This is a genomic window from Sphingorhabdus sp., assembly GCF_046154385.1.
Classification (GTDB): domain Bacteria; phylum Pseudomonadota; class Alphaproteobacteria; order Sphingomonadales; family Sphingomonadaceae; genus Sphingorhabdus_B.
The window spans coordinates 34,644-51,800 of the sequence record NZ_JBJXFW010000045.1 but is presented as its reverse complement, the minus strand read 5'-3'; the positions used below and the strand labels follow the sequence as shown (position 1 = coordinate 51,800).

19 protein-coding genes are annotated in these 17,157 nt (G+C 54.8%); 3 read left to right on the top strand and 16 right to left on the bottom strand.

The features are described 5' to 3' along the window. Position 1 precedes the first annotated feature (1 nt). The 7 genes from ACKVOS_RS08820 to ACKVOS_RS08790 form a co-directional block, all read right to left on the bottom strand. Positions 2–1,735 (bottom strand): peptidoglycan D,D-transpeptidase FtsI family protein, encoded by a 1,734-nt coding sequence (locus tag ACKVOS_RS08820; RefSeq protein WP_409211641.1) that lies wholly within the window; start codon positions 1,733–1,735, stop codon positions 2–4. Next, complete coding sequence (locus ACKVOS_RS08815; RefSeq protein ID WP_409211640.1) at positions 1,732–2,292, bottom strand: hypothetical protein; 561 nt, start codon at positions 2,290–2,292, stop codon at positions 1,732–1,734. The genes ACKVOS_RS08820 and ACKVOS_RS08815 overlap by 4 nt, the downstream gene beginning before the upstream one ends. Further along, complete coding sequence (gene rsmH / locus ACKVOS_RS08810; protein WP_409211639.1) at positions 2,289–3,245, bottom strand: 16S rRNA (cytosine(1402)-N(4))-methyltransferase RsmH; 957 nt, start codon at positions 3,243–3,245, stop codon at positions 2,289–2,291. The genes ACKVOS_RS08815 and rsmH overlap by 4 nt, the downstream gene beginning before the upstream one ends. Then, entirely contained in the window at positions 3,242–3,733 is a 492-nt protein-coding gene (locus tag ACKVOS_RS08805) for a division/cell wall cluster transcriptional repressor MraZ (RefSeq protein ID WP_409211638.1), read from the bottom strand. The genes rsmH and ACKVOS_RS08805 overlap by 4 nt, the downstream gene beginning before the upstream one ends. 373 nt (positions 3,734–4,106) lie before the next feature. Continuing rightward, positions 4,107–4,940, bottom strand: coding sequence for a Gldg family protein (locus ACKVOS_RS08800; RefSeq protein ID WP_409211637.1), 834 nt, complete (start codon positions 4,938–4,940; stop codon positions 4,107–4,109). Position 4,941: 1 nt separating this feature from the next. Next, entirely contained in the window at positions 4,942–5,229 is a 288-nt protein-coding gene (locus ACKVOS_RS08795) for a hypothetical protein (RefSeq protein ID WP_409211636.1), read from the bottom strand. A 56-nt stretch (positions 5,230–5,285) separates the two neighbouring features. After that, on the bottom strand, positions 5,286–6,278 hold the full coding sequence (locus ACKVOS_RS08790; RefSeq protein WP_409211635.1) for a cysteine synthase A: 993 nt from the start codon (positions 6,276–6,278) through the stop codon (positions 5,286–5,288). A 252-nt stretch (positions 6,279–6,530) separates the two neighbouring features. On the opposite strand from ACKVOS_RS08790, the gene ACKVOS_RS08785 reads away from it, so the two are divergent. Together ACKVOS_RS08785 and ACKVOS_RS08780 are read left to right on the top strand one after the other, a co-directional pair. Next, entirely contained in the window at positions 6,531–8,573 is a 2,043-nt protein-coding gene (locus tag ACKVOS_RS08785) for a TonB-dependent receptor (RefSeq protein WP_409211634.1), read from the top strand. 67 nt (positions 8,574–8,640) lie between these two features. Beyond that, positions 8,641–8,763 (top strand): entericidin A/B family lipoprotein, encoded by a 123-nt coding sequence (locus ACKVOS_RS08780; protein ID WP_160353226.1) that lies wholly within the window; start codon positions 8,641–8,643, stop codon positions 8,761–8,763. Positions 8,764–8,774: 11 nt separating this feature from the next. Here the strand turns inward: ACKVOS_RS08780 and tatC are convergent, their stop codons facing one another. The 9 genes from tatC to ACKVOS_RS08735 all read right to left on the bottom strand — a co-directional run bounded on the left by tatC (position 8,775) and on the right by ACKVOS_RS08735 (position 16,055). Beyond that, the gene (gene tatC, locus ACKVOS_RS08775) at positions 8,775–9,548 is read right to left on the bottom strand and encodes a twin-arginine translocase subunit TatC (protein ID WP_409211633.1); all 774 of its coding nucleotides are present in this window, start codon (positions 9,546–9,548) and stop codon (positions 8,775–8,777) included. Beyond that, positions 9,545–9,880 (bottom strand): Sec-independent protein translocase protein TatB, encoded by a 336-nt coding sequence (gene tatB / locus ACKVOS_RS08770; protein WP_409211632.1) that lies wholly within the window; start codon positions 9,878–9,880, stop codon positions 9,545–9,547. The genes tatC and tatB overlap by 4 nt, the downstream gene beginning before the upstream one ends. A 48-nt stretch (positions 9,881–9,928) precedes the next feature. Next, on the bottom strand, positions 9,929–10,150 hold the full coding sequence (locus ACKVOS_RS08765; protein WP_409211631.1) for a twin-arginine translocase TatA/TatE family subunit: 222 nt from the start codon (positions 10,148–10,150) through the stop codon (positions 9,929–9,931). 68 nt (positions 10,151–10,218) lie between these two features. Continuing rightward, on the bottom strand, positions 10,219–10,824 hold the full coding sequence (scpB, locus tag ACKVOS_RS08760; RefSeq protein ID WP_409211630.1) for an SMC-Scp complex subunit ScpB: 606 nt from the start codon (positions 10,822–10,824) through the stop codon (positions 10,219–10,221). Beyond that, a complete protein-coding gene (locus tag ACKVOS_RS08755) occupies positions 10,821–11,600 on the bottom strand; it encodes a segregation and condensation protein A (RefSeq protein WP_409211629.1) in 780 nt (259 codons plus the stop codon). Before ACKVOS_RS08755 ends, scpB begins: the two co-directional genes overlap by 4 nt. Continuing rightward, complete coding sequence (gene nagZ / locus ACKVOS_RS08750) at positions 11,597–12,646, bottom strand: beta-N-acetylhexosaminidase (protein WP_409211628.1); 1,050 nt, start codon at positions 12,644–12,646, stop codon at positions 11,597–11,599. Before nagZ ends, ACKVOS_RS08755 begins: the two co-directional genes overlap by 4 nt. 304 nt (positions 12,647–12,950) lie before the next feature. Continuing rightward, a complete protein-coding gene (locus ACKVOS_RS08745; protein WP_409211627.1) occupies positions 12,951–13,628 on the bottom strand; it encodes an SPOR domain-containing protein in 678 nt (225 codons plus the stop codon). A 28-nt stretch (positions 13,629–13,656) separates the two neighbouring features. Beyond that, on the bottom strand, positions 13,657–15,378 hold the full coding sequence (argS, locus tag ACKVOS_RS08740) for an arginine--tRNA ligase (protein ID WP_409211626.1): 1,722 nt from the start codon (positions 15,376–15,378) through the stop codon (positions 13,657–13,659). Positions 15,379–15,404: 26 nt separating this feature from the next. Further along, on the bottom strand, positions 15,405–16,055 hold the full coding sequence (locus ACKVOS_RS08735; RefSeq protein ID WP_409211625.1) for a hypothetical protein: 651 nt from the start codon (positions 16,053–16,055) through the stop codon (positions 15,405–15,407). A 135-nt stretch (positions 16,056–16,190) separates the two neighbouring features. Between ACKVOS_RS08735 and ispH the strand changes: the two genes are divergently transcribed. After that, on the top strand, positions 16,191–17,156 hold the full coding sequence (gene ispH / locus ACKVOS_RS08730) for a 4-hydroxy-3-methylbut-2-enyl diphosphate reductase (RefSeq protein WP_409211624.1): 966 nt from the start codon (positions 16,191–16,193) through the stop codon (positions 17,154–17,156). The last annotated feature ends 1 nt before the right edge of the window (position 17,157 follow it).

The following is a 17,157-nucleotide window of genomic DNA, read 5'->3' as shown; positions in this document are numbered from 1 at the left end:
GTTATTCTCCCTTTGCCTTCCACAATAAAGGCATCAGTTCGGAAACATCAACATCGCGCTTCATATCGGGAATGATACCCAATAGCGGCCCGATGCGGGTAATCGTTTTCTGAACGACAGGCGCGGCGGTATATCCCGCTGTGCGCTGGAAACTCGCTTCAGCGGTCCCTTTCGGTTCGTCCAGCATGGCAAGGACTACGTATCGAGGGTTATCCATCGGGAATGCAGCCGCGAAGGTTGCAACCACAAGACTGCGATTATACCCGCCCACACCGGGTTTTTCCGCCGAACCTGTCTTGCCGCCGACGCGATATCCCAAGGCATCGGCTTTCCGGCCGGTTCCATCCACCACAATCATCCGCATCAATTGACGCATCCGCGCGCTGGTCGCTGCCGAGAACACGCGCCTGCCGGGAATTTTTGCGTTGGCTTTTGTCTTGAACATGGTCGCAGGCCGATAAATCCCGCCATTGACCATTGCGGCATAGCCACTCGCCAGATGCAACGGGGTGACCGCAATACTATGCCCAAAACCGACCGTCATATTGGTCAGGCGACCCCAGTTTTTGGGGTAAATCGGCATCGCCTTTTCCGCCAGTTCGATGTCGGGGCGCATATTGAAATGCATCGTCCGCAACATCGCATCCATCCGCTTGGCGCCCAGATTGTCCGCGATTTGCGCCGTGACGACATTGGAACTGTGGATCAACGATTCCGGCGTGTTAAGCCAGCGACCCGAAGGATGGGTATCGCGGATTTTGTATCCGCCAATCGCCAGAGGCTTGGTCGCGTCATATCTAATCGACAAATCACGCACTGTACCCGCATCGAGCGCCGCCGCCACGGTCAGCGGCTTGAATGTTGAACCGAGTTCGTAAACGCGATTGGTCACATTGTTTGTCTGCCGTGAAATCGGATAACGGCCGTTGACGATCGTTTCCCCCAGATCGGGGATATTGGCGAAAACGGGACGATTGGGATTGAACGTGGGAAGCGTCGCCATTGCAACGACCTCTCCGGTTTGGACATCAAGCACAATACCTGCGGCACCCTTGGCGCCATTGGACCGCATCCCTGCAAGCAATTCGCTCTCCAACGCCGCCTGCACCCGCACATCAAGCGCGAGATTGAGCGGCTTTGAGCGGGTTGCGGGATTGCGCAGATGATCATTCATCACCCGCTCCATCCCCATTGCACCTTTTCCGTCGCGGTTCACAAAACCCAGAACATGCGCCGCCATATCATGCTGCGGATAAAGCCGTGTTGCCTCTCGAGGAAATTCGATGGCGATTTCGCCGAGGTCATGGACCTGCCGCACCTGTTCAGGCAAGGCGCGCTTGCGCAGATAACCGGGCTTTTCCGCCATCAGTTTCGCATAAAATTCCGCGGCCGGAGTATCCGGAAAAATCGCGGCAAGCTGACGCGCCAGTTCTTTTCGATCGCCCAACAACTGGTCCGGTTTTACCCAAATGGCATAGCCATATATGCTACGCGCCAACGGGACGCCATTTCGGTCCACGATATCTCCGCGATCAGGGACATATTCGGTGCTTGTCGCACCATATGCACGCGTGCTTTCGAACAAGGCCAAGGTGGCCAAACGTCCGATAAGCAATAAGACAAACAGGCCGAAGGCCGCCAACAATACAAGCAGCCGCCAAAATCCAAGCGCCGCAAAAGGCGGCGTGCCAATCCCGCTTTTTCGCGTTGTTGTCCGGGCTGCCAATATGGTCATCGACCGCCGCGTTCCCGATCAGCCCTTGCCTCGATGTCCCGCATGAAATCATCCGACAGCAATTTTTCATCCATGCGCGCCAGCCGCTCGGTCCGGCTCTGCTGCGCCTTTGGTTTTTCAACTGAAGGAACGGGCCTTTCAACGTCGGAAATATCGAGATCCGGTTCTTCATCGACTCTATTGGCGGAACGCGTCCCGCCGCCGATAACGCCCGAAGGTTGAGCGCTCACCGCAACCATCACAGGTTTTGCAGTAGGCATGGCGGAACCCAACCCCGCAAGTGCAGCCTCACCATCGACAAATTGCGCCGCTGTTGGCGGGGCATAACCATATAGAAGTTCGTTCCATTCTTCGAGCTGCTGCAAACTCGCCCTTGTGCGGATTTCCGCCTGCAGAAAGCTGATTTCGCGTTTTGTATCGAGGATTTGCCGGTCGACCGAAATCAGGTCGCTATGCACCGCAGCAACATTCAAGGACAATGGATACAGCAGAATAGCGACCATAAACACCAGCGCCAACCAGCCCAAATTCTTCAATCGTTTCATGGCAAGGCTCATGCTGCCAATTCTCCTTCGGCCCAAGCGGGCGCTGCTGTGCGGATCGCAGATCGCAATGTTGCTGACCGTGCCCGCGGGTTTTGGTTGATTTCCAGGTCCGATGGACGAACCGCCTTTTCGGCTTTTTCAAAAGTGGATGCAGGGCCGGCACTTGCGACCACCGGTATATGCCTAGACCCTGCACCCTCCGCGCCACTACGGCGGCGCAGAAACTGTTTAACAATCCGGTCCTCCAGACTGTGAAATGTCACAACGGCCAAACGGCCACCGGGCTTGAGCATCCTTTCGGCCGCCTCCAGCCCGTCTGTAAGTTCATCGAGTTCGCGATTTATGTGGATGCGTATCGCCTGAAAGGCACGCGTTGCTGGATCTTTTGGCGCACCCGGCTTATGTCCAACCGCCTTGCGAACGACCGCAGCCAGTTGCGCCGTGGTCTCGATTGGGCGCGCCGCAACAATGGCCCGCGCGATCCGGCGCGAACGATGATCTTCACCATAGCGATAAATAATGTTGGCAATGTCGTCTTCTTCAGCGTCATTGACAAAATCCGCTGCGGTCATTCCGTCTTGCGCCATCCGCATATCGAGCGGACCGTCTTTCTGGAATGAAAAGCCACGCTCGGCGCGATCCAGTTGCATCGAGGACACACCGATATCGAGAACGACGCCGTCGACATTTGTGATGCCGTCTGCCAGCAACACTTTATCCAAATCTGAAAAGCAGGCCGAGTAAAGACGCAAGGCGCCCCCACTGCGGCCTGCAAGGTCTGCACCTTCGGATAATGCATCGGGATCACGGTCAAACGCGTAAACGCGCGCGCCACCAGCCAGTATCGCCTGGCTGTATCCTCCTGCCCCAAAGGTACCGTCCACAATCTCTGATCCAGGGGTGATGGCCAGAGCGTGAATGACTTCATCCAACAAAACGGGAATATGGGGAGGTTGCGCGGTCATTTGTCGCGCTTTCCGGATTGGGAGAGCCAATAGAGCAGCTCGTCCTTGACCGCATTATAACCCTCGGGCGCTTCGGCGAGGAAGACATCAGGGTTCCAAAGCATGAAATGGGTCGTCGCACCGAAGAAAAAGGCACGATCTTCGATTTTCCCGAAATGCCGCAGCATTGGGGAAAGCACGAACCTGCCACTGGCTTCAAAGTTCGTTTCAAAAATAGAGGAGGCCGTAACGCCCGCCAATTCGCGGTCAAATTCGACGCCGCGGTTTAAGGCGCTCTGCCATTGCGCCTCAACATCAGCGCGCAATTTCAGCCGCTCAGCACCGCCAAATCCGATAAGACAGGGAAGCTTGGGGTGGCGGGAAATGCAAACCGAGTTAACGCCGCTCGAAGCCTGAACGCTGTCGCGCAGCTCTGCAGGTATGGTCGCGCGGCCTTTGGCGTCGACTGTCGACACCCCCGAACCCGCATAGACCACCAACGCTGACACGACGTAAACCCACCCTCAACAACAGGGCGCAGATCTCCAACCACGGCGACACGAAATCACCATGCGGACGCCGGAACGACCGTAAGAATCAGGAATCCACCCCTTGGACAACTGGGCATACCAAGGGATTTTATGGATGAAAAGAGGGAATTTGTGGGAACGCTACTGAAAATTAGTACATATCTTTGTTTTATTTAGATAAATTTATATTTTCCGCTGATTTTAGCTTTCTGTGTGGATGTTGAACGCAATGTTGGGGACAGTCCCCAGGGGGACAGTCCCCGTAGGAAGCAACGCCGGGGACTGTCCCCATACCTATATCTGAAGACGCAACGCCGGGGACTGTCCCCATATTTCAAGCCATTTTCATAGGTCAGGGCCCAGGCCTGGTTTCTGCGCTACTTTGCAAGGTCGCGATCAGGTCCGTTACCCATTTCATATTGGGAAATTCATCGGTTCCCGTGACTTTGCGAACGCCTTGACCTTCCCAGTAAACGGTATCGAGCAGATCCGCATCCGCCACCATCAACGCCCTGCCATTGCCGATTTTACAGTCCGCCAATATCCGGCGATCCAAAATTTCGCAGACACCTCCTTCACCGCCGGCCTTTGCAAGCCATTCGCCCGGCGTCTGCGTGCGGAGCGTTAATCCATTGATATCGAACAGAATGACTTCCTGCTGTTCGGTCATGGGCAAAACCAGTTCTACGCCCCAATGCGAAAACAGAGGCGACAGCAAGCTTGTAAAAAGCGGGCGACGCTTGTCCCCGATGGGATACAGGCTTCCCCATTGCAGGGCCGGATCTGCAAAAATCAAAAGCCGCCCGCCCGAACGAACCCAATTATCGACAATCACAAGTTCCGCCGGAGTCAGTGCGCGGGGTTGCGCCAAAATAAGCAGGTCAATTTTCTGCGTATCCCACGATTCAAAATTATCCAGCGGGATGATGTCATACTGTTGCTGTAACCGCGCATAAGCAGGGTGTGCTGTGGCATCCTTGGCGAGATCAGCCTCAATGCCGCCTTCGCTCCATTGCAACGGCAATGTCGTCATCAAACCAACGACGGGTTTCGCACCGGCCTCTTCGGTTTTGAAATAGCGCATGGCCGAAAGGAAGAAAATCAGCCCTAAAACGATCAATAGCCCCACCAACAGGCGTTTTTGCGCGCCCGCTGGCGCAAATTTGGATAGATCGGACAGCGGCATTTTACGGTGCGCGACCGGGAACCTGCCTAATCGATTGCGCAGGCTCTTCCAAGGCCTTTTCCGCACCATCGTCTTTTGCAATTGGTGTCACACCAAGTTCGGCAAGCGGCTCATCAGGCGGCGTCGAAGGATCAATTCCCGCATCGGCTTTGCCCGTTGCGACCGCATCGGGTCCGGATTGAACCCGGTCCAGAACCATCGTTGCCAGACTAACAAAAAGAAGCACGACAACCAGCCCGATTACTCCGACCTGAATACGCTGCATCGCTGATTGGCGTGGTTCTACCATAGAGGATCCTTTTGGCACAAATGTTCAAAAAGCAGTTTCATGTTGAAACGATAGCCTCAATTATCCAATTGCCAAGGCATAGGCGGCAGGTTTTTCGCTTTCATCCAGTCCGGATTGTAAATCGTGGATAGATAGCGAAAACCGGTATCGCATAATATTGTGGCAATCCGTGCATGCGATCCCAATTGCTTACCCAGCGCAACGGCTCCGGCAACGTTTATCCCGGACGATAACCCGAGGCACAGACCTTCTTCGGACAACAACCGGCGTACCCAAAGCATTCCCTCTTCATCGGAAATGCGAAACTGCGTGTCGATAGGCGCGCCTTCCAGATTGGCGGTGATCCGTCCCTGACCGATGCCTTCGGCGACCGAGCTACCTTCCGAGCGCAGTTCACCTGTCGCAAAATAGCTGAAAAGGGCTGCGCCATGCGGGTCGGTCAATGCAATTGTGACGCTGCTATTCTTGGCCTTTAGACCCAATCCGACGCCGGCAATCGTTCCACCTGTACCTGCGGCACATGTGAATCCGTCCACGCGCCCGTCCATTTGCGCCCAAATCTCTTCGGCTGTCGTTTCGATATGCGCCTTGCGGTTTGCAATATTATCGAACTGGTTTGCCCAAACCGCATTTTCCGTCTCTTCAGCGATCCGGCGGGATGTGTGAACGAAATGCCCCGGATTGGAATAGGGCGCCGCCGGAACGAGGACCAATTGCGCGCCCAAAGCGCGGAGCGTGTCTTTCTTTTCCTGCGACTGGGTTTCCGGCATTACGATAATGGTTTTATAGCCCAGCGCATTTGCCACCAAAGCAAGGCCGATGCCGGTATTGCCGGCCGTCCCTTCAACAATTGTCCCGCCGGGCTTCAAAAGTCCCTGTTGTTCCGCGTCACGCACAATGAACAGCGCGGCGCGATCTTTCACCGATGCACCGGGATTTGCGAATTCACATTTGCCAAAAATATCACAACCGGCCGCTTCGCTGGGTCCGCGCAACCGGACCAGAGGGGTGTTTCCAATCAAATCGAGGCTATTCTGCAAGAAAGTCATAACGGGGCTAGCTAAAGATCTTCAGGGATAACCGCAAGCGGCACTGTCATTGGCTCGGCTTGGAAAGGAGGCATTTGCATCCTTTGGGTGCGAACCGTCGGCAAAATGCGTCATTTCGTCGAATTCAAATTTTGTGTATTGTTATATTATAACATACATCCTATTCCGAAATCGACCTTTCTCAAAATATGGTAATTTTCAATGACTTTCACGCGCCTTGCCCTTTATCCTGTAAGCTTGTCCACCCTTGCCTTGGCGTTAGCCACCCCTGCATTTGCACAACAGCGTGCGACAAATGCCGGTGAAGACGATTTTCATACCGATAAAGAAATCGTCGTGACGGCCCCTTATGTCGAGCGTCTTGATATTCTATCTGGAACTTCCTCTTTGTCTGGCGAGAAATTGGCGGCTGAAATGCAGGGCCAGCTTGGCGATATGCTCGCGCAAATTCCCGGCGTATCGGCAACCAGTTTCTCGCCCGGTGCTTCACGGCCTGTTTTGCGTGGCTTTCAGGGCAATCGCGTCGCTGTGTTGACGGACGGGATCGGAAATATCGATGCTTCCAATACATCCGCCGACCATGCCGTCACCATTGATGCGCTCACAACCGAACGCATCGAAGTCCTGCGCGGTCCCGCTGTTCTTCTGTTTGGCGGGCAGGCCGTGGGTGGCGCAGTCAACGTTATCGATAAGCGCATACCGCGCGCAGTTCCCGAAGAACCGGTGCATGTCGACGCTATTTTGGGATATTCCACAGTTGCGAACGAATATTCAGGCGGCGCATCAATTGACGTTCCTGTTTCAAGCCGGTTTGTCGCCCATGTGGACGGCAGCTACCGCAAATCGAAAGACCTGCGTATCGGCGGATTCCTCTTGTCCCCGGAATTGCGTGACGAAGCACTTGGCGTCGCAGCGGATGAAACCGCTTTGGGCAATCTGGAAGAAGCGGCCAACGCAAATGACTGGGCCAATTTTCGGAGCCGCCTGCCAAATAGCGGCGTGGAGACATGGTCTTTTGGCGCAGGTGGCGCATTCATCGATGACGGCGGTAATCTTGGCATTTCATTTAATGTGTACGACACGCTTTATGGCATTCCCGAACGGCCAGAATTTACCGAGCCTGTTGGCGGCGAAGTAACCATTGACCTGCGTCAATATCGCTTCGACCTTCGCGGTGAGGTGGAATTGGGCGACGGTCTGTTCGACAAGGCACGTATCCGCGCAGGCTATGCCGACTATACCCACAAGGAACTCGAAGGCCCCGATGTCGGCACCACCTTCTTTAGCGAAGCGATCGAAGCGCGATTTGAACTGACCCAGAATGAACGCAGCGGTTGGCGCGGCGCAACGGGCCTTCAATTCCAGACCCGCGATTTTGAAGCGGTTGGCGATGAAGCATTTATTCCGCCGACCCGGTCCAATCAATTGGGGCTATTCACACTGCAGGAATTTGCAATTGGCGGTCTTGACGCCGAAGTCGCTATTCGCTTCGATCACGCCCGTCTTGAGGCGCAGACTTTGGGTATTGAACGCAAGTTCAATAATATATCCGCGGCACTTGGCATTGGGTATACGATCGGTGACCTGAAAATCGGGTCGAATATTTCACGCACCGGCCGCGCCCCGTCGGTTGAAGAATTGTTTTCCGACGGCCCCCACGTCGCCACCCAATCGTTTGAAGTCGGTGACCCGACATTGAAAAGCGAGCGCAGTTGGAACGGCGAACTATATGCGCGCTACGACAGCACGAGATTTGATTTCACAACAACGCTATATGCCAACCGGTTCAACAGCTTCATTTTTGAAAATGACACCGGCAACATTGTCGATGACTTGCCCGAATTTGTGTATTTGCAGCAAAAGGCCCGCATTTGGGGGGTCGAAGCAGAGGCCAACGCAAATATAGGCCGTGCCGCCGGGTTTGACATTGTGATCGATGCTGTCGCCGATTACACGCGGGCAACCATCACCGGCGATGGCCCTGCCCCGCGCATTCCTCCCTTGCGTTTATTGGGCGGGTTGGAACTGCAAAGCGGCAATCTCGATTTACGCGGCGAAGTGGAATGGACCGATAGCCAGAACCGTACCGCCAGCTTTGAAAACCCCACCGATGGCTTCACGATGGTGAACGCGGCGCTGACCTGGCGGCCATTTGGGCGCGATAAAAATATCAGCTTGATTGCCGCTGCCAATAACATCTTCGATGTCGAAGCGCGGCGCGCGGCGTCGTTCACCAAGGATTTCGTGGCATTGGCCGGACGCGACTTTCGCATCACGGCACGGTTCAGCTTCTGATTTTACGTAAGGCTGTATTCAGTTTGGCAGGTGCAAAGGAAAGTATCTGTCAAACTGGAGAATGTTCATGCGTAAAATAGCGACTGCAATTCTGATTTCCGCGACAATCCTGTTGTCCGCGTGCAACACGGTGAAGGGGCTTGGCGAAGATATTGAATCGGTCGGCGAAGCTGGCGACCGGGCGATCTGATTTTCGTGAGTTTATTCCGCTGCGGCCTCGGGTGATTCCGGGGCCGTTTTTGCGCGGCCTCTATGGGTGATCCAGATCGCGATGATGGCCAGTTCATACAAAATGCATAAGGGGATCGCGAGCAGCAGTTGGGACACAACGTCGGGGGGCGTCAACACCGCAGCAATGGCGAACGCGCCGACAATCGCATAACGCCGCCCGCCCCTAAGCTGGGCAAGTGTGATGATGCCCGCCTTTTCAAGCAACATCAGCAATACCGGCAGCAAGAAAGAAATGCCGAAGCCGAAAATGAACTTCATCACGAAATTGAGGTAATTGTCGACTCCCGGCAAAGCTTGTTGCTCCACCCCTCCGACATTTCCGCCGAAGCCCAGCAAATAATTCAGCGCCACGGGTATCGCCATATAATAAGCCATCGCCGCGCCGAGCGTAAACAACACCGGTGTAGCCAGCAAAAACGGCAAAAACGCCCGCTTTTCCTGGGCATAAAGACCGGGTGCGACAAAGCGCCACAACTGGGTTGCGAATACCGGGAAAGAGAAAAAGGCAGCGGCAAAGAACGCGACCTTTATTTCTACAAAAAACGCTTCAAAAATAGCGGTATAGATGAGCTTTGTCTGACCCGATGCCAACAATGGCTGAACCAGGAAACCGAAGATCGGTCGGGCAAAATAGATCGACACGCCGAATGTCACGGCAAGTGCCAGAAAGCTCCACAACAAACGGGTCCGCAGCTCGATCAGATGATCGAGTAAGGGCATCTTGCTCTCGTCAAGATCGCTCATGATTGAGATGGCGCTTCGGGGGTTGCAACAGGAGTCATTGGCAACTCCGGCTGCGCTGGAGCAGGATCATCACCGACGACGTCGGAACGCGGGTCAGCCGGATGTTCGCGCATGATGCGTTCATTTTCGGCCTTCCATTTTTTTTCGAGCTCTTCCAGTTCCGACTGCCTGACCATTTCATCAAAACCCGAACGAAACTGGGCAGCGACGCCGCGCGCCTTGCCGACCCATTTGCCAACCACGCGCAACAATTTTGGCAAGTCCTTTGGTCCGATGACCAGCAACGCGACAAGCACGACGAGCAGAAATTCAGATGACGCGACGTCAAACATTCCACGCCCCCGGCAACGAGGGCAAGTTAAACGCCGGTACCATCTGCCTTAACCTTGCGTCTTGTCAGTCTGCTTTTCAGCGTCGATAACCGTAGTCGCACCGATTTGCGGCGGAACTTTTGGGGCTTCATCTTCTTCGGTCATGCCTTTTTTGAAGCTTTTAATACCCTTGGCCACGTCACCCATCATGTCGGAAAAACGACCTTTGCCGAACAATAGCAGCACCAAAATGCCTACAATCAGCCAATGCCAGATGCTTAATCCACCCATTTCATACTCCTAACGGGGATGTCCCCGGCAAGGGCAGCACATACTGCCTGTTCACGCTCATACAGCATTTAGTCATTGTCTTCGACAATTTCCAGTTCGCCATCACTTTCTTCGCCGAATTGCATATCACCCAGCGCCATATCGATAGGATCCAGCAGTCCAGCGGCCTTCAAATCATCAATACCCGGCAGATCTTTGCGCGAGGTTAATCCAAAATGCGTCAAAAATCCGGAAGTGGTGGCGTAGATCAAGGGCCTTCCGGGTACTTCACGACGACCGGCGGGCCTGACCCAGCCCGTTTCCATCAATACATCAAGCGTACCTTTGGAAATCTGCACGCCGCGTATTGCCTCTATTTCCGCCCGGCTAACGGGCTCATGATAGGCAATGATGGCCAATGTCTCGACCGCGGCACGGCTTAATTTTCGGGTATCTTCGCGTTCACGCCGCAACAAATGGGCCATATCTGCCGCTGTCTGGAAATGCCAGCTATTCCCGCGCCGTACCAGTTCGATCCCCCGGCCCTCATATTGCGCGCACAGCTGTGTCAGCGCAGCCGCCACATCAACAGAGTCCCCGACATAATTGCGGATATTTTCCGCCGTCATCGGCTGTTCGGCGGCAAACAAGGCTGCTTCTACCGCACGGACGTCGGGATCATGTTCGACGGTCATGCCTTTAACCTGATTTTCAGCGGCGCGAATATGGCATCTTGCTGTAAATCGATTGTGCCACGTTTCGCCAATTCCAACGCCGCCACAAAACTTGATGCCAGTGCCGACTTGCGCTGGGCGGGGTCGGCATTGTCGGGAAGAAACGATTCGATTGCCGTCCAATTGACCGCCCGACCGATCATGGATGAAACGCGATCCAGCGCCTCTTCCAACGTCATGACGGCCCGCTTTTTTACCACATGAAACACCGGCTGGCTCCGGGCTTTGATTTGGCCATATGCCGCTATCAGTTCGAAATATTCGCAATCCCAAGCGCGGGATTTCACCACCTTCAACCCTTCGGGTGCCGCGCGCACAAACACATCGCGCCCCACCCTGTCCCGCGCCATCAGCCGCGCGCCGCTTTCCCGCATGGCATTCAGCCGTTCCAGGCGGAGTTGCAACCGCAGCGCCAATTCTTCGGGTGAAGGGTCAATTGTCGGGTCCTTTGGCAACAGCAAAGCCGATTTCAGATATGCCAGCCAAGCAGCCATGACGAGGTAATCTGCCGCCAGTTCCAGCTTGAGCGTCCGCGCCTGTTCGATGAACAGAAGATATTGCTCCACCAGCGCCAAAATTGAAATCGCACGCAAATCGACTTTTTGGTTGCGGGCCAATGTCAAAAGGAGGTCGAGCGGGCCTTCCCACCCGTCAATATCAATTGTCAGCACATCGGCCGGGCGCTCGTCCGGTTCGCGAAGGGCATTGGCATCTTCAAAAAGCCCGTCGGCGTTCATGCGGCACCAGTTTCCCCGTGCGTCAGCTTTGCTTCAGTATCTGTCAAAGCCAGCAATCGATCCCGCTTATCCAGCAAAAAGGCCAACCGTTCGGCATCAAAAGCCATTTTAGCACCCGTCATTGCACGATCAAGCCGCGCCCTTGCTGTGTCCGTAATGTCGGGCAACCGCTCCGCAATCGCCACCATTTCATCAAAACGTCCCCAGCAATTCAGGGCAAGATCCAGCCCGGCCGCCACACAATTCGCCGCCCGCGTTGGCACATCGCCGGTAAGAGCGTTCATATCGAGATCGTCGCTCATCAACAAACCGTCAAAACCGATATTTTTCCGGATGATCTGTTCGATAACAAAGGGCGACATTGTGGCCGTATTCTGGGCATCCCAAATGTCGTAAACGACATGGCCCGTCATTCCCATCGGAGCATTGTTCAGGGTACGAAATGGCTGCAGATCCTGCTCCAATTCTGCTTCGCTCGCATGAACATGGGGCAAATCATGGTGGGTGTCGACAACCGACCTGCCTTGTCCCGGCATATGCTTGACCACGCCAACAACACCGCCTGCGGCAAGCCCGTCGAGGATTGCCTGACCCAATGCCGCAACCCGCATGGGATCGCTTCCCAATGCCCGGTCGCCGATAGCCGAATGGGTATCGGGCACACGAACATCAAGGACCGGCAGGCAATCCACATTTATGCCGACCTCGGATAGGGTCAGCGCGATTGCTTCAGCGTTGTTCCGCGCCGCTTCGATCGCTGTGAGAGGGGCCACGTCATATAATGCGTCAAAGGCACCGCCAGCCGGGAAATCAGGCCATTCCGGCGAACGCATCCGCGCGACCCGGCCGCCTTCCTGATCAATCAGGATCGGCACGTCTTCGCGCCCGTGCAACGCCCTGATACTGTCCGTAAGCGCGCGAAGTTGCGCGCGGTTTTCGATATTCCGTTTGAAAAATATATAGCCCGCAGGTTCGACATCGCGAAACAGACGCAATTCTTCGTTCGTAAGTGTCGGACCCGAAAGGCCAAAAATCACCGGCTTCATGGCACCGTTGCTAAGCCGTCGGCGCCACAAGCGCAAGTTTCACACCCGCGCCTTGAACAGTTTAATTGTGTATAACCGGTTTCGACGCATGCGCTTGCGAAGTTTCAGGCAATTTTGTTTAGCGCAAGGAGGATATAGACATATCTCAAGGACTTCTGAAGTAGCTGCTTATAATATGGGGACAGTCCCTAAAGGGACAGTCCCCGGCGTCGTGCTTTACGGGGACTGTCCCTAACGCCCATCAAATGCAGTAATCACCTATCGGCGCGCGCATTTTTGGCCAGATAGCTTCGCCATGCTGACCCTAACGAACGATGAGGCAGTTTTCGCCAGCAGCCTTTAGCTTCGCACATAATTGCTGGGCTGCTGCTGCATTCGCCGTCACCGCTTGCAGGCGAAATATCTTGCGGCCACCTTCAACGCTTGCTTCAGCAATGCGCCGGTTGGTTCCCGACAGAAAACCGAACCGCTTGCCAAATGCTGCCCAAGCGGCTTCGGCTTTTGCGGTGTCGCCAAACGCGCCAAGCTGAACCATCACCGCTCCGGCAGGTGCCGAGCTTTTTTCAGCAGGTTTGGGAGTGGCGGACGGTGCAACCGCAACCTTTGGTTCGGCAGTCTTTGGTTGGGGGGCCAACGTGGCCCCTGTTTTCTGCCCTTCGCTTGCGGCGAATGCTGAATCGCCCTCGCCTTCAAACGTCTTGCCGCCCGATTCCTCAGGCTTTGCCTTGTAATCGCCTTTCGGGGCTGCAATCAATTCGCCATTGCCGGTCGGTGCGCCGGATTGATTTCGCTGCACCCAAAATATTCCGCCGACAATCGCCGCTAGCAAAAGCAGGCCACCCATGACCATGGCAGCAACTTTTAATGGGGACGCTCCCTCGTCATAATCATAGCCGTCAGCCGTCTCCAGCCAAGGCAGGCGGTCCGTCTCGTCCAGACCTAGCGCATCGTTACTCCGATTATCGTTGGTTTCATCGCTCATGCCAAATTCCCCAAATTTCCAACTATAGCTACATGCTGTTTGCGGCTTCTACGCCCATCAAGCGAAGCCCGTTGCGGATAACTTGCCCGATATTCGCGGCCATGAAAAGCCTTGCCCCGGTCAAGGCAGGATTCTGTGCCAATATGAAGCGCTTATCGGGCTGGTCATTCCCCAAATTCCAATATGAATGAAAAGCTGCCGCCAAATCGCTCAAATAAAAGGCGATCCGATGCGGTTCACTCGCTTTGGCGGCGGCCTCGATGATGCGCGGGAAATTGGCGGCTTCGCGAATCAGCGAAACTTCTTCGTCCCCCAGCAAACCCAATTGCGCTACATCGGGCCCCATTCCTTCTGCCTGCGCTTTTCGCAAGGTCGACTGGATACGGGCATGGGCATATTGGACGTAGAATACCGGGTTGTCTTTGGATGCCTCAACCACTTTGGCAAAATCGAAATCCATCTGGGCATCAGATTTGCGGGTTAACATCGTGAACCGGACGACGTCTTTGCCCACTTCTTCGACCATTTCCGACAGGGTCACAAAACTGCCGGACCGCTTCGACATTTTGACAGGCTCACCTCCGCGCAGCAAACGGACCATTTGGACCAGTTTGACATCGAATTGCACTTTGCCTTCGGTCAGCGCGTTCACGGCGGCCTTGATACGTTTTACAGTACCGGCATGATCAGCCCCCCAGATGTCGACCATCGCATCGACATTGCGGCTTTTTTGATAATGATAGGCAAGGTCGGCACCAAAATAGGTCCAACTGCCATTCGATTTTTTGATCGGGCGATCCTGATCATCGCCAAATTGCGTGGACCGGAACAGCGGTAACGTTACCGGTTCCCAATCCTCAATTTCCTTGCCCTTTGGCTTTTCCAATTCGCCATCATAAATCAGGCCGCGAGCACGAAGCTCGGCCTCTGCCGCATCGGCTTTGCCGGCGTCATGCAGCTCGGCCTCCGACGAAAACAGATCATGATGGATTCCGAGCAAAGCCAGATCGGCTTTTATCATTTCCATCATATCGGCAACCGCAGCTTTTCGGAAGAGAACCAGCCATTCACTTTCCGGCGCATCCAGAAACTGATTACCGAATTCATTCGCCAACCTCTGCCCGACTGGAATCAGATAATCGCCGGGATATAAGCCATCGGGAATTTCGATATCACGCCCAAGTGCTTCACAATATCGCAAATGCACGGAACGCGCGAGCGTATCGACCTGTCCGCCGGCATCGTTGATATAATATTCGCGGATGACCTTGAATCCGGAATATTCCAGCAAAGACGCCAGTGCATCGCCGACAACGGCACCGCGACAATGCCCCATATGCATGGGACCTGTGGGGTTGGCAGAGACATATTCCACATTCACGGCTTTCCCGTCGCCAATATGCGACCGGCCATAATTGTCGCCCGATTGGCCAATGGCCCGCAATTCATCAATCCATGCCGATGGATCAAGGCGTAGGTTCAGGAAACCCGGGCCTGCAACTTCAACCCCCGAAACAACATCCAATTTCGCAAGCTCGGCCGCCAATGACTCTGCCAAAGCGCGAGGATTGGTTCCCGCCGGCTTTGCCAATACCATTGCGGCATTGGTCGCAAGATCACCATGTGACGTGTCGCGAGGTGGCTCAAGCGTCACATTTCTGCGATCCAGGTCTGCCGGCAAAGCGCCATTAGCAACCAGAGCGTCAAGCGCATGATCCACATGCGCTGCAAATTTTTCAAACAGGGTCATAGTCTGTGCCTTTGGCGAAGCGCCGGTTAGCGCGTGACGTTATAACGCAGTTGCTCTTCGGTAAGTTGAAACCCGATCAGCATTTCAAAACTCGACCGAACAACCGCAGCGCGCACCTCTGGATCGGCCATAGGGTCAAGCGCCGCATCGGGATCACCCGGCTTACGCTTTTTCGTGATTTTCTGGACGATCTCGGCAGGTAAGCGGGCTGCATTTCCATCGACATAGCTTGCCGCTTGCGCCGTTGCAGTTGCCTTTGCCTGACCGTCGGCAAACTGTAACGTCACCTGGCCAACGCGCTTTGCAACAACCGCGCTGCCGCCTTGAACTATCGTTGAAAAATACGGGACCGTGACTGTTCGGTCGCCTCTGGGGTCACTCCGGCGCGCTTGCACATCAAAACTGGCTTGCGAATATATTTTCTCCCCGCTGCTGTTGCAGGTCGGGCGGACATTGGTGATCGTTGCAACCACATCAATCCCGCTCGCGTCCTGATTGCCGGCTGCGCTAAACAGGGTGATGTCGCCGGTGCCGTCCGGAACCGCGACAGTAGGGCAACCGGTTCGCGTTACGCTGATGCCAACGCCTGAAGATAAATCAAGTTCCCCATCCTTGGCGCATCCGGCAAGTGACGCCATGACAGTGCCCACAACAAGGGTTTTGACCACAAATTTCATACAGGAATATCCTCAGGATTCTTATTAGGTTTCGCTTAACCGCGTTTCTAAAAGGTCCTTATCCATCCGTAGCGGCGCGCGCAACAGGGGAAAGGCCTTGGCGGATGGCGCGACTTTACCTAAAGGACATTGCCGATGACTGAACACAATCACGCCAAGCGCCCCATGAAGCTTCTCCTTGCCGCACCGCGCGGCTTTTGCGCCGGTGTCGACCGCGCTATCAAAATTGTCGAGCTTGCCCTCGAACAGCATGGCGCCCCGGTTTATGTCCGGCATGAAATCGTGCACAATAAATATGTCGTCGACAGTCTGAAAGACAAAGGCGCGGTATTTGTGGACGAACTCGACCAGATACCCGATGGGGGCCATGTCGTCTTTTCGGCGCATGGCGTTCCCAAATCTGTTCCTGCAAATGCCGAAGAACGCGGCCTTGCATATCTGGACGCGACCTGCCCGCTCGTATCTAAAGTTCATCGCCAAGCCGAACGGCAGGCGGAGGCCGGGCGGCATATCATCTTTGTAGGCCATGCCGGACATCCGGAAGTTATCGGCACATTTGGCCAAGTTTCCGAAGGATCCATGTCGCTTGTCGAAACCGTCGACGATGTTGCAAAATTGGATCCTGAAGACACAGGAAACCTGGCGTTTTTAACGCAAACCACCTTGTCGGTTGACGATACGGCGGAGATTGTCGACGCGTTGCAGCACCGCTTTCCCGATATTGTCGGACCCAAAGGCGAAGATATTTGCTATGCAACGTCGAACCGCCAGAATGCTGTTAAAGCGATAGCCAGCGAATGCGACCTGGTGTTGGTAATCGGTGCACCCAACAGCTCCAACTCGGTCCGCCTTGTCGAAGTGGCTGTCCGTGCAGGTGCCAAGGCACATCTTGTCCAACGCGCGGATGACATCAGTATGAACTGGTTCGATGGCGTTAACACACTAGGCCTGACGGCAGGCGCCTCAGCGCCCGAACTGCTTGTGCGCGAGATCATCGATTCCCTGTCGAACCATTTTCATCTGGATGAACAGCAAGTCACGACCGCAGAAGAAAGCATAATCTTCAAATTGCCCCGCGAACTGGCCGGCTCGGAGGGTTGAA